Genomic DNA, 25092 nt, shown 5'->3' with positions numbered 1-25092 from the left:
ACCAGCGGCGCGACCGGGGCGGCCACCCCGAGAGCGCCAACTCGCAGCATTACCAGTACTCCTAGGGAGACCATCGTGTCCCGTACCCGTGCCCTCACCGCCGTCACCGCGCTCGGCGCCTTCCTCCTCCTCGGCATCGGCACCGCCTCGGCCGACAACGGCGCCAGCGCCGGAAACGGCTCCAACAGCAGCGTGGTGAGCAACTGGGGCTCCGGCAACATCGTCGGCAGCGTCGAGGGCAACGCCAACGGCTCGCAGCAGGTGGCCACCGGCTCCGGCGGCAGCAACCAGAACAACTCCGCCCTGGTGGCGGGCAACTCGGGCAACGTGGGTTCGCTGCAGGGCAACCTGGACTTCCTGCACGCGGTGCACTACGCGCCGCCGCAGGGCTGAGTCAGCGCACTCCCCGGGGCGGGTCCGGCACTGCCGGGCCCGCCCCGGGCCCGTTCCCCGGTTCCGCCGGCCCCAGCACGGTGGCGGCCAGCAGCTCCAGTCCGGGTGCCGGGCGGTCGCGCCAAGCGGGCTGCCGGACACCGTCGTTGACCACCGCGAACATCGCGTGCACCCGGATCCGGGCCTCCGCCTTGTCGTACTCCGGGCGACGCCGGCGCAGCAGGTCCACCCAGAGCCGCAGGAAGTCCCGGCGGAAGTCCACCGCCCGGCTGCGGTCCGGCTCGGCCAGCCGCTCGGTCTCGCTGACCATCGCGCCCAGGTAGTGGTGGTGCCGGCGGGCGAAGTCCAGGTAGGCGGCCAGGCCGCGCTCCAGGGAGGCGTCCGGTCCGGACAGGGTGCCGGCCACCTCGTGCCACAGCCGCTCCCGGCAGCGCACCAGGGCGGCGGCCAGCAGGTCGACCTTGGCCGGGAAGTGCTTGTAGAGGCTGGGCCCGGCGATCCCGACCGCCGCGCCGATCCGGTCGGTGCTCACGTTGTCGAAGCCGTGCTCGTCGAACAGCCGCACCGCCGCCGCCAGCAGCTCCTCCCGCCGGCCGACCGGCTCGCCCGCCCCGCCGCCCCGCCGCAGCGGCGCCGGCCCGCCGACCGAAGGCCAGCCGACCGGCGGACCGTCGACCGGAGCCCGCAGGAGGCCTTCCAGCAGCGCGGTCAGCAGCTGCTCGAACCTGCGGCGGGGCGGCGCGAAGGTGTGGTACGAGAGGCTGCCGGCCGCCGAGAGCGCCGCGGCGACCAGCAACTCGGCCTGGCTCCTGCTCAGTTCCGGGCGGGCGGCGGTCAGCTGGCGGCTCGCGGCGCGCACGGTGGCGCGCAACTGGCGGCGCAGCTCGGCGCGCTGGGCCGGGGGCAGCAGCCGGGCGTCGCGCTGCCAGAGCGTGCCGAGCGCCCGGTGCTCCAGCGCGACCCCGGCCAGTGCCACCGCGAGCCCGCGCGGACCGGCGTCCGCGCGGGCGCCCGCCGCGGCGACCGCCCCGTCGAGTGCGGCCAGCCCGCCGCGCACGGCCTGCCGCAGCAGTTCCGGCTTGCCCCGGTAGTGCCGGTAGAGGGCGGGCGCGGTGATGCCCACCGCGGCGGCCACCTCGGCCATCGCCACCTGGTGGTAGCCGCGCCGGTGGAACTGCTCGGCCGCGGCCAGCAGGATCTGGCCCCGGCGCCCGCGCGGCCGGCGCGCCGCCGCCACCTCGCCGGCCATCGCCGTACCTCCTCGCCCGGAGCGGTCCCTTCGCTGGCTAGCAATGATTCACATAATGCCCGCGCAGGTCTACTGCCGCCGCACCCGCCGACGTCCGGATCCGGAGCTCGGCAACCCGGCGCCGACTCTGGACAGCAAAAGCTACCGGGGATTAACTTGAGCGCGATCACGTCTTCCGTGCGAAGGGAGCGCCGTCGTGCGCCGCACTGTGTACAACGAGGACCACGAGGCGTTCCGGGCCACGATCCGGGACTTCATCGCCAACGAGGTCGTCCCGGTCTACGAGGAGTGGGAGGCCGACGGCCACCCGCCGCGCGACTTCTACAACAAGCTCGGCGAGCTGGGCGTCTTCGGCATCGAGGTGCCGGAGGAGTTCGGCGGCGCCGGCGAGACCGGCTTCAAGTACCAGGCCGTGATCATGGAGGAGACCGCCCGGGCCGGCGTCAGCTTCGGCTCCTCGGGCGTGCACACCGGCCTGGTGCTGCCCTACCTGCTGGAGTACGCCAACGAGGAGCAGAAGCAGCGCTGGCTGCCCGGCTTCGTCTCCGGCGAGCTGATGACCGCGATCGCCATGACCGAGCCGGGCACCGGCTCCGACCTGGCCGGCATCACCACCACCGCCAAGCTCTCCGAGGACGGCACGCACTACGTGCTGAACGGCGCCAAGACCTTCATCACCGGCGGCGTGCTCGCCGACCTGGTGCTGGTGGTGGCCCGGACCAGCCCGTACGACGCGAACAACCGCCGGGCCGGCCTGTCCATCCTCTGCGTGGACACCAAGTCCGCGGGCTACACCGTGGGCCGCAAGCTGCAGAAGATCGGCCTGCGCACCTCGGACACCGCCGAACTCTCCTTCGTGGACGTCAAGGTGCCGGTCGCCGACCTGCTCGGCGAGGAGGGCAAGGCGTTCAGCTACCTGACCCACAACCTGGTGCAGGAGCGCCTGGCGATCGCGGTCAGCGCCTACGCGGTGGCCGCCGCCGCGGTCAACTTCGCGGTGAAGTACGTCAAGGAGCGCAAGGTCTTCGGCCAGCCGGTGGCCGAGTTCCAGAACACCAAGTTCGTGCTGGCCGACTGCAAGGCCCAGGTCACCGCGATGCAGGCCTTCGTGGACCAGGCCCTGGAGCTCTACCAGAGCGGCGAGCTGACGGTGCCGGACGCCGCCGAGGCGAAGCTCTTCACCACCGAGGCGGCCTCCGTCGTGGTGGACAAGTGCCTCCAGCTGCACGGCGGTTACGGCTACATCCTGGAGTACCCGATCGCCCGCCTGTACGCCGACAACCGGGTCTTCCGGATCTACGGCGGAACCAGCGAGGTCATGAAGACCATCATCGCCAAGTCGATCGGCCTGTAAGGCGGTTCGGGGCGGGGGCGCGAGCCCCCGCCCGCTTCGGTTCCCGGGTGTCCCTCCCAGACGAGGATGTGCCATGGACGCTGAATCCGGTTCGCTCGCCGCCGTCACCCGGATCCGGGCCGCGCTCAGCGCACCCGGCACCCCGTTCACCGCGGCCGACGCCCCGCACGGTCCCCGCTACACCGCCGGACCCGCCGTGCTGCGGGACTTCCTGGAGCTCACCGCGGGGCACGGCGACCGCCCGTTCCTGGCACTCGACGGCCGGTGGCTGAGCTACCGCGAGCTGCACGCGGCCGCCGCCGCGCTGGCCCACCGCCTCCTCGGCCACTACGGGCTGCGGCCGGGCGACCGGGTGGCGATCGCGATGCGCAACCTGCCGCAGTGGCAGATCGCCTTCTGGGCAACCCAGTTGGCCGGACTGGTCGCGGTCCCGCTGAACGGCTGGTGGCAGCCGGCCGAGCTGGCCGAGGCGCTGGACGACTGCGCGCCCGCCCTCGTGGTCGCGGACGCCGAGCGGGCCGAGCGGGTCGCGCCCTGGCTGGCCGCCCGCCCCGATCGCCCCTGGCTGCTGACGGTCGGCGCCGACCGCCCGGCCGGACCGGGCGAGCGCCGCGAGCGGTTCGAGGACCTGCCCGAGCCCGCGCCGGACCAGCGGGCCCCCGAGGTGGCGATCGCCCCGCAGGACGACGCCACCATCCTGTACACCTCCGGCACCACCGGGCGGCCCAAGGGCGTGGTCGCCACCCAGGCCGCCTGGTGCGCGGCCACCGTCGCGCCGCGCTTCTTCTCCGCCACGGCCGCGCTCTGCGCCGGGCGCGACCCGTTCACGCTGCCGCCCCAGGTGACCCTGCTGACCTTCCCGTTCTTCCACGTGGCCGCCTTCACCACGCTCTTCCCGCTGATGGCCAACGGCGGCACGGCGGTGCTGATGCACAAGTGGGACCCGCAGCGAGCCCTGGAGCTGATCGCCGAACACGGCGTCACCGTGTTCAGCGGGGTGCCCGCCACCGCGCTCGGGCTGCTGGACGCGGCCGACCAGCGGGGCCTGGAACTGCCCAGCCTGAACGTGCTGAACACCGGCGGCGCGGCCGCTCCCCCCGAGCTGGCCCGGCGGGTCGCGCGCCGGTTCGCCGGCCGGGTCGAGGCCCGCAACGGCTACGGCCTGACCGAGACCTGCGGCGGGGTGATCGCCAACGTCGGCCCGCGCTACCTGGAGCACCCGGAGAGCATCGGCCTGCCCTCCCCCGCGCTGGCGGTGCGGATCGCCGGGCCGGACGGCGGGGCGCTGCCCGAGGGCGCGGTCGGCGAGCTGTGGCTGCGCGGCCAGGCGGTCTTCCGCGGCTACTGGAACCAACCGGAGGCGACCGCCGCCGCGTTCAGCGGCGACTGGTTCCGCACCGGCGACCTGGCCCGGGTGCAGGACGGCGAGGTCTACGTGGTGGACCGGCTCAAGGACCTGGTGATCCGCGGCGGCGAGAACGTCTACTGCGTCGAGGTGGAGGGCGTGCTGCACGAGCACCCGGCGGTGGCCGAGGCCGCCGTGCTGGGCGTGCCGCACCCGGTGCTGGGCGAGGAGGTGGCCGCCGTGGTCCGGCTGCGCCCGGGCGCCGCGGCCACGGCGGAGGAGCTGCGCACGCACGTGGCCGGGCGGCTGGCCGCCTTCAAGGTGCCGGCCCGGCTACTGCTGACGGAGCGCGAGCTGCCGCGCAACACGGTGGGCAAGCTGCTCAAGGGGGAGCTGCGGGCGGGCTTCGGGGGGAGTTAGACCGTCAGTTGGCGGGGGCGGCGTTGCGCCAGGCGTCCAGGCCGGCCTGCGAGGCGGCCCGGGCCTGGGCCAGCGCGCGGGCCGCCCGCTCGGTGGGCGCGGTCTCCAGCTGCTGGAGCCAGCCCCGGCCGGCCGTGGCCAGCGCCACGCCGATCAGCACGGTGCCGAGCATCCCGGCCACCGCTCCCGCGCCGCCGAGCACCAGGCCCGCACTGATCATCTTCCGGTTGGGCTGGAAGCCCGCGAACACCCGCTGATTGATCGTCATGTGACCAACCATCGGACGCGCGGTGCGGGGCCGCACCCCGAGCGGGTCCGACCGTGGTCGACCCTCCGCTGGCGTCAATCCGTTCGTGGTATAGACCACACTGTCCGACAATCGGTGCACCGTAGCCCGTCACCGCCTCTTTGACCACCGTTTCCCGGGCGGTGTATACGATCCGGCTCCCGGTTAGGCATACTGGCGATATCGGGCGGCCCGTCCGACTCTGCAAACGGCGAGAAAACCGAAGGGACCGGTGGTCAGGGATGTTCCGCAACGGTCTGGAGCCCTGGCACCTCCTGGTGGTGCTGGCTGTCCTCATCCTGCTGTTCGGCTCGAAGAAGCTGCCGGAGATGGCGCGCGGGCTCGGCAAGTCCATGCGCATCCTCAAGGCCGAGACCAAGGCCATGCGCGAGGACGGCGGGTCGGACGAGGGCACCGCCAACTCGACCCCCGCCGACCAGCCCCGGGCCGCCGTCGCCCCGGCCAACATGACCAAGGCCGAGGACGCGACCAAGACCAACACCACCGCCTGAGGCACCGCGCTCCGCAGCCCCTGATCCGCCGTCGTCCGACGACCGGTCAGGGGCTTCGCCACGCCCGGGCGCGTGGTCGGCCGGGGTGACCTTCCGCACAGCGGCCGCCGGGCCGGCGAACCCGGCCCGGGCATTCGGCCGAGCGATCGAGTGGCTGCCCGATTTGTGGTGGTATCTCCTGGGCTGATGGCCAGCCAACCGCCCAGCAGCTCACCCCCGCCCGACCGGCCCGTCGGGCCCGAGGCCGTCGAGCTCGCCGAACTGCGCGGCCGGGTCGCCGCCCTGGAGCGCCACGAGCAGCCGCCCCGGCGCCGCCTGCTCGCGCTGCTCTCCGCCGTGCTGATCACCCTGGCCGCCGTGCTGACCCCGGTGTCGGTGGTCGCCGTCTGGGCCAGGTCGCAGCTGACCGACACCGACCGCTACCTGGCCACCGTCGCCCCGCTGGCCCGCGACCCGGCCGTCCAGTCCGCCGTCACCAACGCGGTCACCGACCAGCTGGTGCAGTACCTGCCGGTCGACTCGCTGCTCAACCAGCTGCCCGTCGCCGACCACCCGCTGATCGGCCCGCTGCTGAACGCGCTGGGCGGCACGCTGACCGACGGGATCGCCGGCTTCGTGCGCGGCCAGGTGGCCGGCGTGGTCTCCAGCGACGCCTTCGCCGGGCTGTGGCTCCAGGCCAACCGGGCCGCGCACGACACCCTGGACAAGGCGCTGACCGGGGAGGGCGGCGGCGCGGTGCGGGTCACCGGGAACACCGTGACGCTCGACCTGGCCCCGCTGGTCGACCAGGTGAAGGCCCAGCTGGTGAGCAACGGGCTGGGCCTGGCGGCGAAGATCCCGACCGTGCACACCCAGTACGTGCTGATCACCTCCGACCAGATCGGCAAGGTGCGCACGCTGCTCCGGCTGCTCCAACTGGCCGGCTTCTGGCTGCCGGTGGTGACCGTGCTGCTGGCCGCCGGCGGGGTGCTGGCGGCCGGCCGGCGGCGCCGGGCGCTGGTGACCACCGCGCTGGCGATGGCCGCCGGCGCGGGCGCGCTCGGGATCGGGCTGGACCTGTTCCGGCCGATCTACCTGGACCGGCTGCCGGCCGGCGTGGACCAGGCGGCGGCGGGCGCGGTCTACGACGCGCTGGCGCGCTACCTGCACGCCGGGGTGCGACTGCTGCTGGTGCTCGGGGCGCTGGTCGCGCTGGGCGCCTGGCTGAGCGGGTACGGGCGCCGGGCCCGCTCGGTGCGGGCGCTGTGGCGGGCCGGGATCGCGGCGGTGCGCCGGACCGCCGAGCGGCTGGGGCTGCGGCTCGGGCCGGTCGGGCGGTTCGTCCACCGGGCGAAGGCGTGGCTCTGCTGGGGGGCGGTGCTGGGCGCCGTGGTGGTGCTGCTGACCTGGAGCTATCCGACCGGGGTGGTGCTGATCTGGCTGGCAGTGGCGCTGGTCGCGGTGCTCGCGGTGGTGGAGTTCCTGGACGAACCGGGTGGGCGCGGCGCCCACCCGCGACGCGGCGGCGGCGCCTCCCCCCTCAGCCCGCCGCGGTGATCGACACGTACAGGTGGTCGTCCAGCACCTTCGCCAGGCTGACCCCGCCGCGCCCCAGCGCGGCCGGCAGCTCGGCCTCCGGCACCCCGGACTCGGCCAGCACCGCGCGGGCCCAGGCGCGGCCGCAGCGCAGGTGGCGGGCGAAGGCGGCGGCGTCCCGGTCGCCGTGCAGGTGCTTGGCGATCGCCGCGTCCCAGGGCATCACGGCGGCCGGGCGCAGCGCGTAGAGGGCCTTGGCGGCGGCGGTCGGGCCGAGGGTGCGGGTGGGGCCGGCCGGCAGCGCCTGGAGCGCGCCGTAGGCCCGGGCCAGCGCGTCGATCTGCTGGTCGGTCAGCTGGGAGAGCGGCTGGTCCGGGAGCGCCGCGCCGTGCCCGGCCCACCAGTCGGCCAGCCCGTCCGCCAGCAGGTCCGGCTCGCCCGGGCGCGGGTAACGGATGCGGCAGCCCCAGGAGTTGAGCCAGCGGTGCAGCCCGGTGCGGTGCTCGGCCAGGCCGAGGTCGGCGGCCGGCGCCGTCTCGGCCACCCAGCGCTGCCACCCCTCGTCCACCGGGTAGCCCGCGAAGACCGTTGCCGCCGCCCGCAGTTCGGCCAGGCTCGGGCCGGCCGGCAGGGCGCCGACCGTGGCGGCCAGCTTCTTCGGCACCGCCATCCGCCAGGCGTCCTCGATGATCTCGGCGAGTTCCTGGTCCGACACCGCCGCCAGGCGCAGCCGCAGCCAGTTGTAGCGCTCGTCGGACGGCACCGGCGGCAGGAACTTCTCCGGCTCGGCCGCCAGCAGCGCGGCCCGCTCCTCGCGCGGGAAGGCGAAGCCGAGCAGCGTCTCGTCCGGTGACAGCGCCAGGTAGACGATCCGGCCGACCCGGAACTTCACCCGGTCCCGCACCAGGTGCTCCTCGGTGCGCGGCAGTCGCAGCGCCACCGACCTGACCTGCTCGACGGTGCCCATGCCGTCCCCTCCCGCTCGGCCGTACCGCGCACAGACTGGCACTGCCGCGACGGGTGGTGCAACTGGCGCGCCGTCAGTTGCCGTTGTCCCCGCCGTCGCCGCCGTTGTCCCCGCCGCCGGCGCCGCCGCCCGGTGCGTCGGTGCCGCCGCCGGCCGTGCTCAACTGGCCGATGACCGTGCCGAGCTGGCGCTGCCAGGCACCCGTGGTCGGCCCGTCCACCGTGTGCTTCTTGGCCAGGTCGCGGACCTGGCGCTGGGCCGCCTTCAGCGCCTGCACCGCCTGGTCGGGCCGCTGGGCGGCGAGGGCGGCCTCGGCCGCGTCCAGGGTCTTCACCAGCGGGGCCTGACGGTCCTTCGGCATCGTCGTGCCCTGCACGTCGGCGCGCAGCGCGGCGACCTCGGCCGCCGGGGTCCCCGGGGTCGGGCGCGCCGAGTTCGCCGCGGACGGCGCCGTCGTGGCTCCGCCGGGCGTGCCCGCGCCGGTCGGCGCCGTGGTGGCCGCCCCGGCCGGTGCCGCGGCGGGCGGGTTCGAGGAGGCCTTCGAGGAGCCGGAGTCGGCCAGCACCAGCACGCCGACCACCGCCGCCACCGCGATGCCCGCACCGCCCAGCAGCAGCGCCATGGTGCGCCTGGAGCGGGCCGGCGCCGGGCGGTCCGCCGACTCCTCCGGCAGCGCGGCCAGCAGCGAGGTCGGCGCCGGCCCTCCCCCGAAGCCGCCCGCACCGCCACCGAAGCCGTTCGCTCTGCCACCGAACCCGTCCGGTGCGCCGCCGAAGCCGTCCGGCACAGCGGTCGGCGGCAGCACCGCGGTCCGGTCGCCGTCCGAAGCGGACATCGCCAGCAGCTCCGAGGTGCGGTTCACCGCCCCGCTCACCGGCACCGCCGCGAGCAGCTCGGCCCGCGCGGCGGCGGCCGAGGCCGGCCGGTCGGCCGGGCGCTTGGCCAGCAGCCGGGCCACCACGTGGTCCAGCGCGGGCGGCACCTCCGGCCGGAGCAGGCTGACCGGCGGCGCCTCCTCGGTGACCTGCTTGAAGGCGATCGCCACCGGCGTGTCCGCGGTGAACGGCGGCTCCCCGGTGAGCATCTCGGTGAGCACGCAGCCCAGCGCATAGAGGTCGGCCCGCCCGTCCACCTCGGCCGCGGTGGCCTGCTCCGGCGAGAGGTAGGCGGCGGTGCCGAGCACCGTGGCGGTCTGGGTGAGCTGCTGCCCGCCGGCCGCGTTGGCCCGGGCGATGCCGAAGTCCACCACCTTCACGCCGCCGTCGTCGGTGATCATCACGTTGCCGGGCTTGATGTCGCGGTGCACCAGGCCGGCCGCGTGCGCCACCTCCAACGCCTCGCAGACCGCCGCCGCGATGCCGACCGCGCGCTCGATCGGCATCGGCCCGGCCTCGGCCACCAGCGAGCTCAGCGCCCGGCCCCGGACCAGCTCCATCACGATGTACGGGGAGCCCTGGTCCATCCCGGAGTCGAAGACCATGGCGATCCGCGGGTGCACCAGCATCGCCGCGTGCTGCGCCTCCCGGCTGAACCGCTCGGCGAACCGCGGGTCCTCGGCGAGGCCGCCGTTGAGGATCTTGACCGCAACGGGGCGGCCGAGCACCCGGTCGACGCCGTGGTAGACGGTCGCCATGCCGCCGGCCCCGATGGTGCCGACCAGTTCATAACGGCCGTTCAGCGCTCGTCCGATCACTGGCCCCGCTCCTCACTCCCTCGCCGCCCCCGAGCCCCGGACCGCCGCGACGGACCGGCCCGTCGACCGTGGGATCGAGCGGGGCACCAGCGAGAGTAGCGGCGCAGTCCTGGGGGACCCAGTCCGCCCTGTGGAACGGTCACAGGGCTGGTACGAAGCGCTGCTAGCGTGCCAGACCCGTCCGTCAGTGATCCAGCACACCGGAGGCACCCGAATGACCCGCGCGGAACCGGTCCTGCAGGCCGAGTCGGTCGACGTGGTGCGGGGCGGCAGGCACCTGCTGCGGGACGTCTCGCTGACCATCGCGCCGGGCGAGCACTGGGCGGTGCTCGGCGCCAACGGCGCCGGCAAGAGCACCCTGCTGGCGATGCTCGGCGCCGTCTCGCACCCCACCCGCGGCGTGGTGCGGGTGCTGGGCCGCCGGCTGGGCCGGGTGGACCTGCGGGAACTGCGCGCCCACCTCGGCCACGTGAACCCCCGTCACCCCCTGAGCTCGCCGCTGACGGTCCGCGAGGTGGTGCTCACCGGCCTGACCAACAGCATCGAGCCCGACCCCTTCCGCAGGCCGACCGCGGAGCAGCGCGAGCACGCCGAGGCGCTGATCGCCACCCTCGGCATGACCCGGCGCGCCGACGCCGCCTGGACCACCCTCTCCCAGGGCGAGCGCGGCCGGACCCTGATCGCCCGCGCGCTGATGCCGCAGCCCCGCCTGCTGCTGCTCGACGAGCCCGCCACCGGGCTCGACCTGACCGCCCGTGAGCAACTGCTCTCCAGCCTGGACGAACTGCGCCGGCTGCACCCCGAACTGGCCAGCGTGCTGGTCACCCACCACCTGGAGGAGCTGCCCGCCTCCACCTCGCACGCGCTGCTGCTGCGCGAGGGCGAGTGCGTCGGCCGGGGACCGGTGGACGGGGTGCTGACCACCGAGCTGATCAGCGCCTGCTTCGACCACCCGGTGCGGATCACCCGGGAGGACGGCCGCTGGGCGGCCCGGGCCGCGCGGCCGGCGCGCTGACCGCGGACACGGGTGTGCCCGAGCGGGACGCCGCGGACATCGGCGCCCCGCTCGGGCCGGGGCGACACCTCGTCGGGTGGGACAGCCGACGAGGTGTCAGAGGGTGTTGGTCACTGGGGAGTGATCAGTGGGCGACGATCACAGAGTGATGGTCTGGCCCGGGTAGATCACGTCCGGGTTGCCGCCGATGACGGAGGTGTTCTTCGCGTACAGGCTGGCCCAGTCGGTGCCGTGCGCGGCGGCGATGCTGCTCAGGGTGTCGCCGGCCTGCACGGTGTAGCTGCCGCCGCCCTGGTTCGCACCGTGGCGGTGGTGCTGCGAGCCGCCCTGCGCCGGGGCGGACTGCTGCTGCGCCGGGGCCTGGGCCGGGGCGGACTGCTGGACCGGGGCCGACTGCTGCTGGACCGGGGCCTGGGTCTGGGTCTGGGTCTGCGCGGCGGAGGAGGTGCTCGCGGAGGAAGCGGAGGACGCCGAGGAGGTGTCCACCGAAGCCGGCGCGCCGCCCGCGGTCAGCCCGGCCTGCACGGAGCAGACCGGCCAGGCACCCGGGCCCTGGTCGGCCAGGACCTTCTCGGCGACCGAGATCTGCTGCGCCTCGGTGGCCTGGTCGGCGCTGGCCGCGTACGCGGTGCCGCCGTAGGCCGCCCAGGTGGACGGGGTGAACTGCAGACCGCCGTAGAAGCCGTTGCCGGTGTTGATCGACCAGTTGCCGGTGCTCTCGCACTGGGCGACCTTCTCCCAGGTGGAGACGGAGGCGGCGGAGGCCGAGTTGGCGGCGACCACACCGATCAGCGGCACGGCGGCGACGGCGCCGAGCAGCACCGCGGTGCGGGCGCGGCGACGGCCGGTGGTCTGGTCGGTGCTGGTGGTCGCGGGCTTGTTGCGGAGGTTCATGGATCGCCTTTCGAGGGGCCCGGGAGAGGCAGCAGGCGGCAAGGGTCGGCCAAGGACCGACACCGTTGCGCAGGTGCCTCGCGGGGGAGGGAAGCGCTCGGCGCACCGTGCGGTGCGCTGCGCGGGTTCCGGCCCACCCACCAGGCGGACAGGGCCGCTGGGGTGGATCCCGGGTGGAGCTCGGTTGCTCCGACACGAACGAAGCTACGAACCCACCGGCCCCGGATCAACCACTTTCGGATCGCCCCAGCTCAGCGCCCGGTTTCCGCGGGTACGGGGCGGCTCGGCGAGCTTATCTACGCGCGTAGCACGGACATTCCGCCCACCCGGTTCGGCACTCCGTGACCCCCGGGTCACCCACCGCCGATGTGAAGCCGGGCACAGGTGGACGCTGCGCAGCCGACCCGACACGGCCCGGCGCCGACCTTTATCCGGCTCTCATCCCCGCCGTGACCGCGCCCACAGCCCCCGGCCGGCCTGGTGACCCGGGCCACAACTCCCGCTCCGCGGCGGGAGTTGCACCCCCATCCCCCTCGTCAGAGCTGGTAGTCGAACCAGATCCGGTGCGTCCCATCCTGCTCCACGGCCAGCCCGCCGCCGCCCGCGATCCCCGACAGCCCGCCCGTGCCGCTGGACGGCACGATGGTGAAGAACTCCGCGAGCCGGTCGCTCCCCGTGGTGCTCGCCGAGTGCACGAAGTTGAAGGCGCCCGCCCGCCCGTTCAACTCCCCTTCGAAGGACTCCATCGCCAGGTACGTCCCGGCTCCGGTCTCCTGGTCGTACGCGGCCGTGAACAGCGTCGCCGACCGTCCCGCGACCTCCCCCTCGAACCGCTTCTCCATCCGGGCCACCCCCACCGGCAGGTTGGTGGCCACCGCCGGCTCGGGCCCCACTCCGGCGGGCGTGAAGGACAGGACGGTGAAGGTGCCGTTGGCTCTCATGCGGCTCACGGTAGCGACGACCGGTGTCAATTCGTGGTCGACCTCGCCCCCGGCGCGTTAACCGATGGGGACCGGACCGCCGGGCCGGAACCGCTCGACGCCGACGATGTGCCGCACCTTGGTCGGCCGCACGATCACCGCGACCCGGCGCTCCCCCGGCATCAGCCACTCGTAGCGCTCGACGCCCAGGTACTTGTGGGCCAGCCGGTCCATCCGCTCCCGCGCCTCCTCGCCCTCGACGAACCGGGCCACCACGCCGCTGATCTGCACCCGGTCGAAGGGGTCGGCGGCGTCGGCGTGCGAGAGGTAGACGCGCGGGTCGCGCCGCAGGTTCTCCTCCTTCACCCGCCCCGCCGAGGTGTTGAACAGCAGCTCCCCCTCGCCCTCCAGGTCCACCCACATGGGGCTGACCTGCGGAGCCCCGTCGGCGAACACGGTGCCGACGTACCAGATGTTCGGGGCTCGCAGCCGGGCGCGGACGACTTCGTCGAAGGTCGCGGTCATGTCGGGACAGTACCAAGCGAGTTGGTGCCGCGGTGGGGGAATCCGGGAATGAATGAAGTAAATGATCTTCATAAGAGAAGGTAATGTATAGGTAAAGATCCTGGAAGGAACGAGGGGAAGGACCGTGCCGCTGCCTGCCGCGCCGCACCTGCCGCTGGCCGCCTGGTGCGTACTGCTGGTGGTGACGACCGCCGTCTACCTGGTCAGCAACCTGCCGTTGATGGCCACCACGTGGCAGCGAATCCGCATCTGCGTCGCCGGGGCACTGATGTGGCTGTCCGACCCGGCCTTCGCGTACAAGTACCGGTCGAGCATGGCCGAGATGCTGCCGGCCACGGTGATCTTCACGCTCGGGTTCACCCTCGCCCTGCTCGCCTGCCGCCGGTCCATGCGCCTGGCCGCCCACTACGAGGCGAAGACCGGCCGGAGGCCCGACAAGGACACCATCCCCCGGGGCCCCCTCTACTGGGCCACCGCCATCATCGTGCTGGGCGCGCTGCTCGGCGTCTGGTTCATGCCGGAGCTCACGCCCCGCCACCACCACTGAGCGGTCGTCCGGCGAGCTGATCGGTGGGGACCTTCAGCTCGCACCGGACCGTCCTTCTCCCCGCCCGCCGCTCCTGGAAAAGCCTCAGGGCCGCCGGACCCTGTGGTCCGACGGCCCTGTCCGGCCTGCTCATCCGATCAGGCCGCCTTGTTGAAGGTGGCCTTGGCCCAGAGGAACGAGACCAGGCCGATCCCGACGCACCAGGCGAGGGCGATCACCCCGTTGTTGCCGATCGGGGTGCCCAGCAGCAGGCCGCGGACGGTCTGCATGACCGGGGTGAAGGGCTGGTACTCGGCGAACCAGCGGAGCACGGTGGGCATCGAGGAGGTGGGGACGAAGCCGCTGCCGAGGAAGGGGAGCAGGATCAGCGGCATCGGCGCGTTGCTGGCGGCCTCGGGGGTCGGGGACTTCAGGCCGAGGGCGACGGCCAGCCAGGTGATCGCGACGGCGAGCAGGGTGAGCAGTCCGGCGGCGCCCAGCCAGTCGAGGAGGGAGGCGTGCGGGCGGAAGCCGATCGCCAGGGCGATGCCGATCACCACGGCCATGCCGAGCACCTGCTGGACGACGCTGCCGACCACGTGCCCGGTGAGCACCGAGGCCCGGGATATCCGCATGGTGCGGAAGCGGGCGATGATGCCCTCGGTCATGTCGGTGGCGACCATCACGGCGGTGCCGGTCGCGGCCATCGCGGCCGACATCAGCAGGATGCCGGGCAGCACGTAGTTGACGTAGGTGCCGCGCCCGCCGCCGAGGCCGGCGCCGAGCGTGCCGCCGAAGACGTAGACGAAGAGCAGCAGCATGATGACGGGCGTGATGACCAGCTGCACGGTCATCGACGGGTAGCGCAGGATGCGCTTCAACTGACGCCGGATCATGGTGTTCGAGTCGCGCACGGCGAGGGCGAGGGTGCTCATCAGTTGCTCTCCGTCTTCTGCGTCTGCTGGGTCTTCTGGGTCTTCTGCTGGCCGGTGAGGGTGAGGAACACGTCGTCGAGGTCGGGGGTGTGGACGCTCATGTGCTGCACGTCGATGGAGCGCGAGTCGAGCAGGTTGAGCAGTTCGCGGACCGCGCGCACCCCGCCGTCGCCGGGCACCTGGAGGGTGAGCGCCTCCGGGTCGGCGGTGCCGGTGCCGATCAGCTCGCGGGCGGCGTCGAGCGACTGCGGCTCGGCGAAGGTGAGTTGGACGTGGCCGCCGGGGATGCGCCGCTTGAGCTCCTCGGCGGTGCCCTCGGCGATCAGCCGACCGCCGTCCAACACCGCTATCCGGTCGGCGAGTTGGTCGGCCTCCTCCAGGTACTGGGTGGTGAGGAAGATGGTGACCCCGCCCGCGACCAGCTCCCGCACGATCTCCCACATGCCCCGGCGGCTGCGCGGGTCGAGGCCGGTGGTGGGCTCGTCCAGGAAGATCAGCCGGGGGTCGCCGACCAGCGTCATGGCCAGGTCGAGCCGGCGCTGCATGCCGCCGGAGTAGGTGCTGGCCGGCTTGCCCGCCGCCTCCACCAGGTCGAAGCGTTCGAGCAGTTCGGCGGCCTTGCGCTTGCCGTCCCGGCGGGAGAGGTGCTTCAGGTCGCCCATCAGCAGCAGGTTCTCCTCGCCGGTGAGGAGCTTGTCCACGGCCGAGTACTGGCCGGTGACGCCGATCGCCCCGCGCACGTCGTCCGGCCGGCGGGCCAGGTCGTGGCCGGCCACCCGAGCGGTGCCGCCGTCGGGCCGGATCAGGGTGGAGAGGATCTGCACGGTGGTGGTCTTGCCGGCGCCGTTCGGACCGAGCAGGGAGAAGATCGTGCCTTCCGCGACGGCGAGGTCCAGGCCGTCGAGCACGACCTTGTCGCCGTAGGACTTGCGGAGCCCGTCCACCGCGATGGCCAGGTTCGTCATGGTTGCTGCTCCTCAGGAGTGGGCTGACTGCGGATCAGAGGCTGCGAATCAGGGGCTGCGAATCGGAGGCTGGGGATCAGAGGCTGCGGGCGGTGATGTCGCCGCAGGAGGTGGTGGCGCTGATGCGGAGCGCGGTGCTGCCGTCGTTCTTCAGCGAGTTGGCGACCGCGCCGAAGGTGGTGCGGGCGTCCAAGGCGGCGGAGACGCCGGTCGCGACCCCGACGGTGATGTCGCCCTTCTGGGTGCGGGCCACCAGCGAGCCAGCGGCGGCCTCGGCGACCCGGATGTCGCCGCACGAGGTGCTGATCTCGGCGGCGCCGCCCAGTCGTCCGACCTCGACGTCGCCGCCGACCGCGGTCAGCCGCAGGCCGGCCGCCTCCTCGACGCTGGTCTCCCGGTAGGCACCCTCGAAGACCACCTCGCCGAGGCGGCCGACGGTGCGCAGCTCGACCGCGGCGCACTTGCCCTCGATCCGCGAGCCGGCCGGCAGGTGCACGGTGACCTCGACCGAACCGCCGCCCAGCAGCGGGTTCTTGGGGGTGGCGGTGCGGATCCGCAGCAGACCGTCGGTGCAGTCCACCTGGGTCTGCTCGGCGGTCTTCACGTCGCGGCCCTTGCCGGCCTCGGCCGGGCGGACCTCGACGACGGTGTCGGTGCGCTCGGTGGCGATCAGCTGCACGCGGCCGGCGGCGATCTCGATGACGGCGGTGACCGGGGCGGGGGTGGCGAAGGTGCTCATCAGGGGCTCCTGTTCGTTGCGGCGGGCCCTTGTCGGCCCGCCGTTTCTGATGAGTGAAACGCTACGTTGCTTTCCATCTTTTGACAACGAGCTTGTTGCGCTGAATCCCTATCAGTGCAGGTAGATGACGGAATTTCATTGCAGTAGACCTGAAAGTAATGCAACGCTCGCGACGACCTTCATTGCAATGGACTGGAAGTGAACGCTATCCGCCGCACCGTCCGTGGCGGCGGGCGCGGCCGTCGGCGAGATGCTCACCGCCCTGGCCCGGGGCATGCGGAGAACCGGCCGGGTCGAGTAGGCGGTCGACAGGGCGACCCGCGCCTACGAGCCGGCCGGGGACGGAGGATCGGGCGCTCAGCGCCCAGCGGTGCTCGACGAAACGCGGACGGGCGCGCAGGCTCCAAGCCCGCGCGCCCGTCCGATCAGCTCAGCTCAGCTCACGTCAGCCGGCCTCAACTCGCCTCAGCCGAAGAGGCGGGCGAACTCCTGGTGGAACTCGGGGAAGGTCTTGCTCACGCAGTTCGGGTCGTCCAGCGTGATGCCCGGCGAGCGCAGGCCGAGGACCGAGAACGACATGGCGATCCGGTGGTCGCGGTGGCAGGCGATCTCGGCGGGGTGGAGCGGGCCGGGGGTGATGGTGATCCAGTCCGGGCCGTCGGTGACCGTCGCGCCGAGGGCGCGCAGGTTGGTCGCCATCGCGGCGATCCGGTCCGACTCCTTGAGCCGGGCGTGGCCGATGCCGGTGATGGTGATCGGCGCGTCGGCGAGCGGGGCGATCGCGGCCAGCGTCATGAAGGTGTCCGAGATGTCCCCCATGTCGACCTCGAACCCACCGCGCAGCTCACCGGTGCCGGTCACGGTGGTGGCGTCGGGGCCGATCTCCACCTCGGCACCGGTCAGCCGCAGCACCTCGGCGAACCGCAGGTCGCCCTGCAGGCTGTCCCGGCCCAGCCCGGGCACGGTCACCGAGCGCCCGGCCACGGCGGCGCCGGCGAAGACGTAGGAGGCGGTCGAGGCGTCCGGCTCGATCCGCAGGTCGCGGGCCCGGTAGCCGCCGGCGGCCACCTGAATCCGGCCGTCGGGGCCGACCGCAGGCTCGCCGCCGAAGTGACGCATCATCGCCAGCGTCATGTCGACGTACGGCTTGGAGACCAGGCCGGGCGCACGGACCGTCAGCGGACGGTGCATCAGCGGGGCGGAGAGCAGGATCCCGGTCAGGTACTGGCTGCTGGTGCCGGACTCCAGCACCAGCTCGCCGCCGCGCAGCCCCGTGCTGCGCACCCGCAGCGGCAGGCCGCCGCCCTCGCCCGGCAGCACCTGGGCGCCGAGCGCCTCCACCGCCCCGACCAGCGGGCCGAGCGGACGGACCCGCAGCTGCTCGGAGCCGTCGAAGTTGAACTCACCCGAACCGGCCGCGGCGAAGACCGGCAGGAACCGGCCGGCCGTCCCGGCATCGGCGCACCACACGCTCGCCCGCCCGCGCGGCCCCCCGCCGAGCCCATCGACCAGCCAGTCGCCGTCCGCCGTCTCGGTGATCACCACACCCAACTCGCGCAGCCCGTCCCGGAACGCCAGGGTGTCGTCACTGACCAGCGGCGCCCCGAGCAGCGTCTCGCCCTGCGCCGCGGCAGCCAGCAGCAGCGCCCGGTTGGTGATGCTCTTCGATCCGGGTATCCGGGCACGGGCAACGGTGGCGCTCGAACTCATGACAGGCTCCTTGCCGGCGCGCTGCGCCGCGTGCGGTGTCCGGGATCCCACCACGCTAGCCGCTGCGCCGCCCGCGCCGGATGAATATTCGGATCTTGGACAGCCCGTGCGACAGGCAGTCAGCGCACCCTCCCACCAACGAGCGACGGCGCCCACCCCGTTGACAGGGGTGGGCGCCGTCGTGACCCGTCGGCCGTGGCGGGCCTCAGTGGGCGAGGGCGGACTGCACCAGCTTGATGACGACCAGGATCATCGCGATGAACAGGTACCCGCGCAGGGCCCCCATGCCGATCTTGCGACCCGTCGACATCACCGGCATCGTCAGCGTCTCCAGCGGCGGCATCCGCCAAGTGTCCCGGCCGGTACGGTCGATCGGGTCCTCCTTGGTCGCGGTGCGCTTGCGGGTGAAGGCGAAGCCCGCCGCCAGCACACCCACCACACCGCAGCCGGCCATGATGTCCAGGATCGCGCCCGAGGAGATGTCCGGGAACAGCACCGACGCGGTCAAGATGATCGACAGCGTCACCAGCACACCCACCACCGCGGACGTGAACGCGTTCGTCTTCGGCCCGTTCGTCCACGGCCCCAGCACCTGACGGTCGTTGCACAGCAACAGCAGGAACACCGACGCCGACGGCAGCAACACCCCCGCCAACACCTGCACCCCCTGCGTCAACAGACCCAGCGTGTGGTCCGAGGCCACCAGCACGATCCCCGCCGCCGCGCACACCAGACCCGCGTACACCGCGTAGAACCCCTTCGCCCCACCGATCCCCCGGTGCAGCGAGTGCTTGATCCCGAACACGTCACCGATCGCATAAGCCGTCGACAGCGACACCGCGAACGCACCGATGATCGAGGCGTCCAGCAGCGCGATCGCGAACAGCACACCCACCAGCTTGCCCGCGTGCGCCTCCAACCCCCTGGCCACCCCGGCCGCGTCCGAGAACTGCCCGAACCCGTCCGTGCCCGCGAACGCCGCCGCCGTGAACCCCATCATCGCCGCCGCACCCACGACCACGATCACGATGCCGATCCACAGATCGACCTTCTCGTACTTCATGAACCGCGGCGTGATCCGCTTGTCGATCACGTAGCTCTGCTGGAAGAACAGCTGCCACGGCGCCACCGTCGTACCCACGATCGAGATGATCAGCAGCATCACCGTCGCCAACTGCCCCGTACCGCCCGGCATGTTCGGCACCACGAAGTCGTGGCCCATCTGCGAGGTCCTCGGGTGCACCATGAAGTAGATCGGGACCAGCAGCAGCGACCCCGCGCACAGCGCCACCGCGATCCGCTCGAACCGCCGGAACGAACCCGTGAACGCCGACGCGATGATGATCGCCGCCGCCAGCACCACCGACGCCACCTTCGGCAGCCCCAGGTACCCCGCCGCCAGCGTCACCCCGATGAACTCCGTCACCAGCGTCAACGCGTTCAACAGGAACAGGTCGATCACACTGAACGCGCCCCAGAACCTCCCGAACCGCTCCAGGATCAGCCGGGCGTGCCCCACCCCGGTCACCGCACCCAGGCGCAGCACCATCTCCTGGTTCACGTACAGCACCGGAACCAGCAGCAGCAGCGTCCACAGCAGGCTCGTGCCGTAGTTCTGCCCCGCCTGACCGTACGTCGAGAACGCACCCGCATCGTTGTCCCCGACCATCACGATCAGGCCCGGCCCCACAATGGCCAGCAACGTCTTCAACTTCGCCGACAACCCCTTGCGCGGAGCGTCGTCGTCCAAACGAATGGTGCCCAGAGCACCCTTGATGTCACCGATGTGCGCGTCGTCCAGGACGGCGGCGTGCGGCGTCGGGTTCGTGGTGGTGATGGTGTCGGTCATGGTGAACCTCCCTCAGCCCCCTCTGCGTCAGGGGGAGTTCGGGGGCACGCAGCAGCAATCCGCCCTGCGAGGGCCGTCCGGGCAGCACGAACTGACGTCGTGTCGGACGAAGGCGCAGAGAAGGTGGTTACCGCGTGCCGTAGGAGTACGAGGACAGGCGGGGGTAGGGGCAACTGTGGCCCGGACTACTGCAATCCATGTCTCTCGCCTCCTCCCGGCCGGTGCGCGCGATGGCGCATGACAGCACGGCAAGGAGCGGACCAACCCGCCACGGGCAGGCAGGTACACCCCAACTCGTCAGAGCTTTGGCACTCCACGGCGTGATCCAGCGCAACGGCCGGAAGCCACTTGGGATCAACCCTTAGGTCGGGAAGATCTGTCCTGATCCGGAGCGTCTCTCGACGGTTGGGATCAGTGGCCTGTGTCCGTGAAGACGCCTCACCGAACGAGGTGCCTTCGATTCTCCGGTTCGCGGCGAACGCGCCGTAAACCTCGTCAAGCGTAGCGTCCCCCGTCACCCCTCCTTGACGTATTTACCAAACCTTGACCTGTGACACGGAACGCATCGCGGGTGGGGGAGCCCGGACGGCGGCCGATGAGCTTCCTGCTCGGGCCCGCCGGTGGAATGCTGGCCGCCATGATCCTCCTCGACGGCCGCCCGGTGGCTGCCGACCAGCTGGCCGTGCTCGCCCTCACCCCGTACGGCCACTTCACCACCATGCACACCGAGGACGGTCGCACCGTCCGCGGACTCGTCCACCACCTCGAACGGCTGCGCCGCGACTGCGCCGAACTCTTCGACGCCGAGCTGGACCTCGAACTGGTGCGCCGTCAGCTGCGCACGGCGCTCGCGCAGGCGCCCGCGCCGACCATCGTGCGGATCACCGTCTTCGACCCCGGCTTCGACCTGGGCCACCCGGCCGCCGCCACCGACCCGCACCTGCTGATCAGCACCCGGCCCGCCGGCGGCACCGAGCCGCCGCCCCTGCGGGTGCGCTCGACGCCGTACCGCCGCGAGGACTCCCGGATCAAGCACGTCGGCCTCTACGGCGCGCTGCGACTGCGCCGCGCCGCCCAGCGCGAGGGCTGGGACGACGCCCTCTTCGCCACCCCCGACGGCCTGGTCTGCGAGGGCGCCACCTGGAACATCGGCTTTGTCCGCGGCGAGCAACTCGTCAAGCCCTGCGCCGACGTACTGGACGGCGTGACCATGCGGCTGCTCTGCGAACTGCACCCCGACCACGAGACCGTGCCCGTCCCCCTGGACCGGCTGACCGAACGCTTCGACGCGGCGTTCGCCACCAACACAGCGATCGGCGTACGGCCGATCACGGCCATCGACGGACACGCCTTCCCGGCCGCCCACCCGGTGCTGGACCGGCTCCGGGAGGCGTACTGGGCCACTGCGGGGGAAGCGATCTGACGCATCACCAGTTGCGCCCTCCCGCTCTCGCCTGCGCCAACCGTTCGCGACACCAACTGCTTTCGGTGGATGGTGGCTCTCTCGCAAGGCGTTCGGGTACGAGCTCGGGCTCCCGTTGTAGGTTTGGGACTGTCATCAGCGCGGCCCGCCGGGCTTCCCACCAGGGACATGCCCCCACCCGCACGAGTCACTTCGTGCTGCCTGGGAGCATTCCTTGCTGTTCCGCGACTCCGCGTCCGCGGTCGCCGCCGAGAACCTGGCCGGATCACTGTTCATTCGCCTCATCGATCAGTTCGTCCACAAGCACGGCCACAAGCCCAGCCCGTCCGAGGTGCGTTCCTGGGAGCGGAGCATTCCGGCCCTGACCAACGCTCTCCTGGACGCCGGGCTGGGCATGGTGGAGGTGCTCCTTGAGTACTCGCTTCCGCTCAACAGCAAGCGAGCCGATGTGATACTCGCCGGCGTCCACCCGAGCACGGGCGAACCGTCGTACGTGGTGGTCGAGCTCAAGCAGTGGAGCAACGCAGTCCCCGAGGACGGCGAGCCCCTGCTCTGCCGGGTCGACGCGTACACCCAGCCGGTACTGAATCCCATCGAACAGGTCCGCGGCTACTGCGACTACCTCATCTCCTTCAACGGCGCACTCGCCGCCCATCCCGAGCGACTCTCCGGAGTGGCCTTCCTCCACAACGCGACGGAGTTCGGCGTCCAAGGCCTCTACGAGGTGGAGCAGGACGAGCGCGGTCGGCTCTTCACCGCCGCCCGCCGGGGGGAGTTCATCCAGTACCTCCGCTCGAAGCTGAAGCCGGTCCCTGGTGCCGAGGCGGCGGACCAGTTGCTCGCGGGCAAGGTGGCACCGTCCAAGCAGCTGATGGCGGTCGCCGCCGAAGAGGTGCGCGAGCGCGAGCAGTTCGTCCTGCTGGACGAGCAGCGGGTCGCCTACGAGCTGGTGCTGCGCGCGGTCCGTCAGGCGCAGCAGTCCGACCACAAGGAGGTCGTCGTCATCACTGGCGGCCCGGGTACCGGGAAGAGCGTCATCGCGCTGTCCCTCCTCGGTGATCTGTACCGACGTGGCGTCACGGCTCTCCACGCGACCGGATCCAGCTCGTTCACGACCACCATGCGTCGGGTCGCCGGGGCACGGAAGCGGCAGGTGCAGGAGCTTTTCAAGTACTTCAACAGCTTCATGACCGCCGAGCGCAACGGTCTGGACGTACTGATCTGTGACGAGGCACACCGGATCCGGGAGACATCGGCGAACCGCTACACCCGGGCCGCCCAGCGCACCGGGAAACCGCAGATCGAGGAACTGATCGACGCCGCCCGGGTACCGGTGTTCCTGCTGGACGAGCACCAGGTCGTCCGGCCGGGCGAGATGGGCGGTCACGTCCGCTGGAGTGGTGTAACGCTGGCCACTCGGTGATCCAGTTTCAGGCTATGCGGTGAGTGCGGTCGTGCTGGCTTCTTCGGTGCTTTCTCCCTCGATCGGGTGGAGGTGGCAGCGGCCGAGGATTTCGGAGCCGATGTAGCGTCGCTGTTCGGCCCATTCGTCGCTCTGCTCGGCCAGGACCGCGCCGATCAGGCGGACGATCGAGCCGCGGTCGGGGAAGATCCCGACGACGTCGGTGCGGCGCCGGATTTCCTTGTTCAGCCGCTCCTGCGGATTGTTCGACCAGATCGACTTCCAGACCGTTCGCGGGAACGCGGCGAAGGCCAGCAGGTCCTCGCGAGCATGCTCCAAGTGCTCTGCGGCCTTGGGGAATCGCTCGTCCAAGGCCGCGATCACGGTGGCCATCTGCTGGCGCACGGCCTTCGCGTCGGGCTGTTCGAAGACAGTCCGCAGCAGGGTCGCCACCCACGGCTGGGCGGACTTCGGGACCTGCGAGAGCAGGTTTCGCGCGTAGTGCGTGCGGCATCTCTGCCACGCCGCCCCGGGCAGGGTCGCGCCGATCGCGTCCACCAGCCCTGCATGCGCGTCGCTCACGACGAGCTGGACCCCGCCCAGGCCGCGGGCGACCAACGACCTCAGGAAGGCCAGCCAGCCGGCGCCGTCCTCGCTCGTGGCCACGTCCAGGCCCAGCACCTCGCGCTGGCCCTCGTTGTTGACACCGACCGCGACCAGGCAGTGGACGTTGACCACGCGGCCGCCCTCGCGAACCTTCTGGGTGAGCGCGTCGACCCACACGAACGTGTAGGGCCCCTGGTCGAGGGGTCGGTTGCGGAACTCGGCGACCCGCTCGTCCAAGTGCTTCGCCATCTCGGACACTTGTGACTTCGACAGCTGGGTGACGCCCATGGACTCGGCGAGCTTCTCAACCCGGCGAGTGCTCACGCCGAGCAGGTAGCACGTGGCGACCACGGAGATCAGGGCCTGCTCGGCCCGGCGCCGACGCTCCAGCAGCCAGCTCGGGAAGTACGAGCCCGACCGCACCCGCGGGATCGCCAGGTCGACGGTCCCGACACGGGTGTCCCAGTCCCGGTTGCGGTACCCGTTGCGGGAGTTGACACGCTCCTCGCTCGGGCGGCCGTATTCGCCGCCGCAGGCCCGGTCCACGTCCGCGGACATCATCGCCTCCGCGAAGGTCTTCACCATCGCCCGCAACAAGTCCGGACTCGCCGAGGCCAGGTTCTCCTCCAGCAGGGCAGCAAAGGGCACACTGTCAGGTGCGGTCATCGTGCAGATCTCCTTCAAGAGCTTGGTCGTTCTCGAAGGATCAGCCGGTGGCCGTTTCACGTTCTCAGGCGACACCCACTACCGGGACGAAACCCCCGGAACGGGTGGAACCCGTACACCACTTCCCTGGACGCAACCAGATGGGCACGGTGGCCCAGATCCGGGCCGCGGCTGCCGTGAAGGGTCTGAACTGCCAAGTGGTCGAGCTGGACAGCCAGTTCCGCTGCGGTGGTAGCGATGCCTACCTGCGCTGGGTGGTGCGCCTACTGGGCTTGGAGTCCGGCGGCCCCCTCCACTGGGAGCCCGACGGCAAGGTCGTCCTGGAGGTGGCCGACACTCCCCGGGAACTGGAGGCGTTCCTCGACGCCCGGCGCGCGGAGGGCTACGGCGCCCGCATGTCGGCCGGCTACTGCTGGAAGTGGACGACGAAGGTGGCCCCGGGCGACCCGCTCCCACTCGACGTGCACATCGAGGACTGGGCCCGGCCCTGGAACGTGTACGGCGACCGCTCGATCGCCGGTGCCCCGCCGGCCGCGCTATGGGCCACCGACCCGGCCGGCTTCGGCCAGGTCGGCTGCGTGTACACCGCCCAAGGCTTCGAGTACGACTGGAGCGGCGTCATCCTCGGACCGGACCTCGTCTGGCGAACCGACCGCTGGATCACCGACCGGACGGCGTCCAAGGACCCTGTCTTCCGCAAGTCCACTACCGACGCCGACATCGATCGTCTGATCCGCAACACCTACAAGGTCCTTCTGACCCGAGGAATGATCGGCACAATCGTGTACTCGACGGATCCGGAGACGCGCGCCAAACTGCAGGAGCTGGTAGCCGCGCAAGCGCGGCCCGGACTGGAAACGGTGTTCCAGGCGCCTGCCCGAACTGTGGGCTGACAGTGAGAGGCGAGCGTCCGGCGGTGATCGACTTGTCGGTGAGGCGCCTGCTCTGCGAGCAGACCGCCTGTCCGCGACGACCAGCGCTCGCCGCCGCCGACGCGTGACGTGAACGACGAAGGCCCTGGTCAGATAGCTGACCAGGGCCTTCGATGTCTGAGCCGCCTATGGGATTCGAACCCATGACCTACGCATTACGAGTGCGTTGCTCTGGCCAACTGAGCTAAGGCGGCACCGCTGCCCGTGAGGATGATCCGCTTGGGGCGGACTCCGAGAAGCAACGCGGGTCA

At 72.0% G+C, this 25092-nt stretch carries 21 protein-coding genes, 1 tRNA gene, 2 pseudogenes and 1 riboswitch; of the genes and pseudogenes, 10 read left to right on the top strand and 14 right to left on the bottom strand.

The genetic code is table 11. The features are described 5' to 3' along the window. Positions 1-75 precede the first annotated feature (75 nt). Positions 76-393, top strand: a complete 318-nt coding sequence (locus FHX73_RS15100) for a hypothetical protein (RefSeq protein ID WP_145905500.1) — start codon at positions 76-78, stop codon at positions 391-393. Position 394: 1 nt separating this feature from the next. Here FHX73_RS15100 and FHX73_RS47180 read toward each other — a convergent pair whose 3' ends face one another. After that, positions 395-1642 (bottom strand): TetR/AcrR family transcriptional regulator, encoded by a 1248-nt coding sequence (locus FHX73_RS47180; RefSeq protein WP_145905499.1) that lies wholly within the window; start codon positions 1640-1642, stop codon positions 395-397. Positions 1643-1838: 196 nt separating this feature from the next. Between FHX73_RS47180 and FHX73_RS15090 the strand changes: the two genes are divergently transcribed. Then, positions 1839-2996 (top strand): acyl-CoA dehydrogenase family protein, encoded by a 1158-nt coding sequence (locus tag FHX73_RS15090; RefSeq protein ID WP_145905498.1) that lies wholly within the window; start codon positions 1839-1841, stop codon positions 2994-2996. 73 nt (positions 2997-3069) lie between these two features. Further along, entirely contained in the window at positions 3070-4761 is a 1692-nt protein-coding gene (locus FHX73_RS15085) for a class I adenylate-forming enzyme family protein (protein ID WP_145905497.1), read from the top strand. 4 nt (positions 4762-4765) lie between these two features. On the opposite strand, the gene FHX73_RS15080 is transcribed toward FHX73_RS15085, so the two are convergent. Continuing rightward, complete coding sequence (locus FHX73_RS15080; RefSeq protein WP_145905496.1) at positions 4766-5029, bottom strand: hypothetical protein; 264 nt, start codon at positions 5027-5029, stop codon at positions 4766-4768. A gap of 260 nt (positions 5030-5289) precedes the next feature. Here FHX73_RS15080 and tatA point away from each other — a divergent pair, with 260 nt between their 5' ends. Both tatA and FHX73_RS15070 read left to right on the top strand, forming a co-directional pair. Further along, positions 5290-5559: a Sec-independent protein translocase subunit TatA gene (gene tatA, locus FHX73_RS15075; RefSeq protein WP_145905495.1), complete on the top strand. Its 270-nt coding sequence runs from the start codon at positions 5290-5292 to the stop codon at positions 5557-5559. Between the two features lie 186 nt (positions 5560-5745). Further along, positions 5746-7095: a hypothetical protein gene (locus tag FHX73_RS15070; protein ID WP_211786201.1), complete on the top strand. Its 1350-nt coding sequence runs from the start codon at positions 5746-5748 to the stop codon at positions 7093-7095. Here the strand turns inward: FHX73_RS15070 and FHX73_RS15065 are convergent. After that, positions 7079-8041: an MmcQ/YjbR family DNA-binding protein gene (locus FHX73_RS15065; protein WP_145905494.1), complete on the bottom strand. Its 963-nt coding sequence runs from the start codon at positions 8039-8041 to the stop codon at positions 7079-7081. The two genes, FHX73_RS15070 and FHX73_RS15065, sit on opposite strands and share 17 nt — an antisense overlap. 73 nt (positions 8042-8114) lie before the next feature. Then, positions 8115-9734, bottom strand: a complete 1620-nt coding sequence (locus FHX73_RS15060; RefSeq protein WP_145905493.1) for a protein kinase domain-containing protein — start codon at positions 9732-9734, stop codon at positions 8115-8117. 214 nt (positions 9735-9948) lie between these two features. Here FHX73_RS15060 and FHX73_RS15055 point away from each other — a divergent pair, with 214 nt between their 5' ends. After that, positions 9949-10749 (top strand): ABC transporter ATP-binding protein, encoded by an 801-nt coding sequence (locus FHX73_RS15055; protein WP_145905492.1) that lies wholly within the window; start codon positions 9949-9951, stop codon positions 10747-10749. Between the two features lie 138 nt (positions 10750-10887). Here the strand turns inward: FHX73_RS15055 and FHX73_RS15050 are convergent, their stop codons facing one another. The 3 genes from FHX73_RS15050 to FHX73_RS15040 form a co-directional block, all read right to left on the bottom strand. Continuing rightward, the gene (locus FHX73_RS15050) at positions 10888-11643 is read right to left on the bottom strand and encodes a LysM peptidoglycan-binding domain-containing protein (RefSeq protein ID WP_145905491.1); all 756 of its coding nucleotides are present in this window, start codon (positions 11641-11643) and stop codon (positions 10888-10890) included. 536 nt (positions 11644-12179) lie between these two features. Beyond that, positions 12180-12584 (bottom strand): DUF3224 domain-containing protein, encoded by a 405-nt coding sequence (locus tag FHX73_RS15045; RefSeq protein WP_145905490.1) that lies wholly within the window; start codon positions 12582-12584, stop codon positions 12180-12182. 57 nt (positions 12585-12641) lie between these two features. Further along, complete coding sequence (locus FHX73_RS15040) at positions 12642-13088, bottom strand: PPOX class F420-dependent oxidoreductase (RefSeq protein WP_145905489.1); 447 nt, start codon at positions 13086-13088, stop codon at positions 12642-12644. Between the two features lie 124 nt (positions 13089-13212). Between FHX73_RS15040 and FHX73_RS15035 the strand changes: the two genes are divergently transcribed. Beyond that, the gene (locus FHX73_RS15035) at positions 13213-13635 is read left to right on the top strand and encodes a hypothetical protein (protein ID WP_145905488.1); all 423 of its coding nucleotides are present in this window, start codon (positions 13213-13215) and stop codon (positions 13633-13635) included. A 137-nt stretch (positions 13636-13772) separates the two neighbouring features. Here the strand turns inward: FHX73_RS15035 and FHX73_RS15030 are convergent, their stop codons facing one another. From FHX73_RS15030 to FHX73_RS15010, 5 genes are all read right to left on the bottom strand, one after another. Further along, positions 13773-14549 carry an ABC transporter permease gene (locus FHX73_RS15030; RefSeq protein WP_145905487.1) on the bottom strand — a complete coding sequence of 259 codons (777 nt, stop codon included), beginning with the start codon at positions 14547-14549 and terminating at the stop codon, positions 13773-13775. Next, the gene (locus FHX73_RS15025) at positions 14549-15514 is read right to left on the bottom strand and encodes an ATP-binding cassette domain-containing protein (RefSeq protein WP_145905486.1); all 966 of its coding nucleotides are present in this window, start codon (positions 15512-15514) and stop codon (positions 14549-14551) included. Before FHX73_RS15025 ends, FHX73_RS15030 begins: the two co-directional genes overlap by 1 nt. A 76-nt stretch (positions 15515-15590) precedes the next feature. Beyond that, entirely contained in the window at positions 15591-16253 is a 663-nt protein-coding gene (locus tag FHX73_RS15020; protein WP_145905485.1) for a DUF4097 family beta strand repeat-containing protein, read from the bottom strand. A 465-nt stretch (positions 16254-16718) separates the two neighbouring features. Continuing rightward, the gene (aroA, locus tag FHX73_RS15015; RefSeq protein WP_145905484.1) at positions 16719-17963 is read right to left on the bottom strand and encodes a 3-phosphoshikimate 1-carboxyvinyltransferase; all 1245 of its coding nucleotides are present in this window, start codon (positions 17961-17963) and stop codon (positions 16719-16721) included. Positions 17964-18168: 205 nt separating this feature from the next. Beyond that, positions 18169-19812, bottom strand: a complete 1644-nt coding sequence (locus FHX73_RS15010; RefSeq protein ID WP_145905483.1) for an NRAMP family divalent metal transporter — start codon at positions 19810-19812, stop codon at positions 18169-18171. A gap of 281 nt (positions 19813-20093) precedes the next feature. After that, a riboswitch (M-box (ykoK) riboswitch) is annotated at positions 20094-20269 on the bottom strand. Between the two features lie 180 nt (positions 20270-20449). On the opposite strand from FHX73_RS15010, the gene FHX73_RS15005 reads away from it, so the two are divergent. Next, a complete protein-coding gene (locus FHX73_RS15005; protein ID WP_145905482.1) occupies positions 20450-21235 on the top strand; it encodes an aminotransferase class IV family protein in 786 nt (261 codons plus the stop codon). A gap of 214 nt (positions 21236-21449) precedes the next feature. After that, positions 21450-22616: pseudogene (locus tag FHX73_RS15000) on the top strand (DNA/RNA helicase domain-containing protein); the annotation flags it as partial. 54 nt (positions 22617-22670) lie between these two features. Here FHX73_RS15000 and FHX73_RS14995 read toward each other — a convergent pair. Then, positions 22671-23909, bottom strand: a complete 1239-nt coding sequence (locus tag FHX73_RS14995; RefSeq protein ID WP_145905480.1) for an IS256 family transposase — start codon at positions 23907-23909, stop codon at positions 22671-22673. Between the two features lie 137 nt (positions 23910-24046). On the opposite strand from FHX73_RS14995, the pseudogene FHX73_RS14990 reads away from it, so the two are divergent. Continuing rightward, positions 24047-24802 (top strand): annotated as a pseudogene (locus tag FHX73_RS14990) (DNA/RNA helicase domain-containing protein); the annotation flags it as partial. A gap of 159 nt (positions 24803-24961) precedes the next feature. Here the strand turns inward: FHX73_RS14990 and FHX73_RS14985 are convergent. Continuing rightward, positions 24962-25035: transfer RNA gene (locus tag FHX73_RS14985), tRNA-Thr, on the bottom strand. Positions 25036-25092: the final 57 nt, after the last annotated feature.

Origin of the sequence: Kitasatospora viridis, assembly GCF_007829815.1 — a bacterium.
GTDB lineage: Bacteria > Actinomycetota > Actinomycetes > Streptomycetales > Streptomycetaceae > Kitasatospora > Kitasatospora viridis.
Note: the sequence above shows the minus strand (reverse complement) of the source record. Positions and strands in the feature narration are given on the sequence as shown.

Bases quoted from the DNA above. Each gene is read 5' to 3' on its own strand.
- FHX73_RS47180 (WP_145905499.1), bottom strand. From the start codon at position 1,642: ATGGCCGGCGAGGTGGCGGCGGCGCGCCGGCCGCGCGGGCGCCGGGGC.
- FHX73_RS15085 (WP_145905497.1), top strand. From the start codon at position 3,070: ATGGACGCTGAATCCGGTTCGCTCGCCGCCGTCACCCGGATCCGGGCC.
- FHX73_RS15080 (WP_145905496.1), bottom strand. From the start codon at position 5,029: ATGACGATCAATCAGCGGGTGTTCGCGGGCTTCCAGCCCAACCGGAAG.
- tatA (WP_145905495.1), top strand. From the start codon at position 5,290: ATGTTCCGCAACGGTCTGGAGCCCTGGCACCTCCTGGTGGTGCTGGCT.
- FHX73_RS15070 (WP_211786201.1), top strand. From the start codon at position 5,746: ATGGCCAGCCAACCGCCCAGCAGCTCACCCCCGCCCGACCGGCCCGTC.
- FHX73_RS15065 (WP_145905494.1), bottom strand. From the start codon at position 8,041: ATGGGCACCGTCGAGCAGGTCAGGTCGGTGGCGCTGCGACTGCCGCGC.
- FHX73_RS15055 (WP_145905492.1), top strand. From the start codon at position 9,949: ATGACCCGCGCGGAACCGGTCCTGCAGGCCGAGTCGGTCGACGTGGTG.
- FHX73_RS15050 (WP_145905491.1), bottom strand. From the start codon at position 11,643: ATGAACCTCCGCAACAAGCCCGCGACCACCAGCACCGACCAGACCACC.
- FHX73_RS15045 (WP_145905490.1), bottom strand. From the start codon at position 12,584: ATGAGAGCCAACGGCACCTTCACCGTCCTGTCCTTCACGCCCGCCGGA.
- FHX73_RS15040 (WP_145905489.1), bottom strand. From the start codon at position 13,088: ATGACCGCGACCTTCGACGAAGTCGTCCGCGCCCGGCTGCGAGCCCCG.
- FHX73_RS15030 (WP_145905487.1), bottom strand. From the start codon at position 14,549: ATGAGCACCCTCGCCCTCGCCGTGCGCGACTCGAACACCATGATCCGG.
- FHX73_RS15025 (WP_145905486.1), bottom strand. From the start codon at position 15,514: ATGACGAACCTGGCCATCGCGGTGGACGGGCTCCGCAAGTCCTACGGC.
- FHX73_RS15020 (WP_145905485.1), bottom strand. From the start codon at position 16,253: ATGAGCACCTTCGCCACCCCCGCCCCGGTCACCGCCGTCATCGAGATC.
- aroA (WP_145905484.1), bottom strand. From the start codon at position 17,963: ATGAGTTCGAGCGCCACCGTTGCCCGTGCCCGGATACCCGGATCGAAG.
- FHX73_RS15010 (WP_145905483.1), bottom strand. From the start codon at position 19,812: ATGACCGACACCATCACCACCACGAACCCGACGCCGCACGCCGCCGTC.
- FHX73_RS15005 (WP_145905482.1), top strand. From the start codon at position 20,450: ATGATCCTCCTCGACGGCCGCCCGGTGGCTGCCGACCAGCTGGCCGTG.
- FHX73_RS14995 (WP_145905480.1), bottom strand. From the start codon at position 23,909: ATGACCGCACCTGACAGTGTGCCCTTTGCTGCCCTGCTGGAGGAGAAC.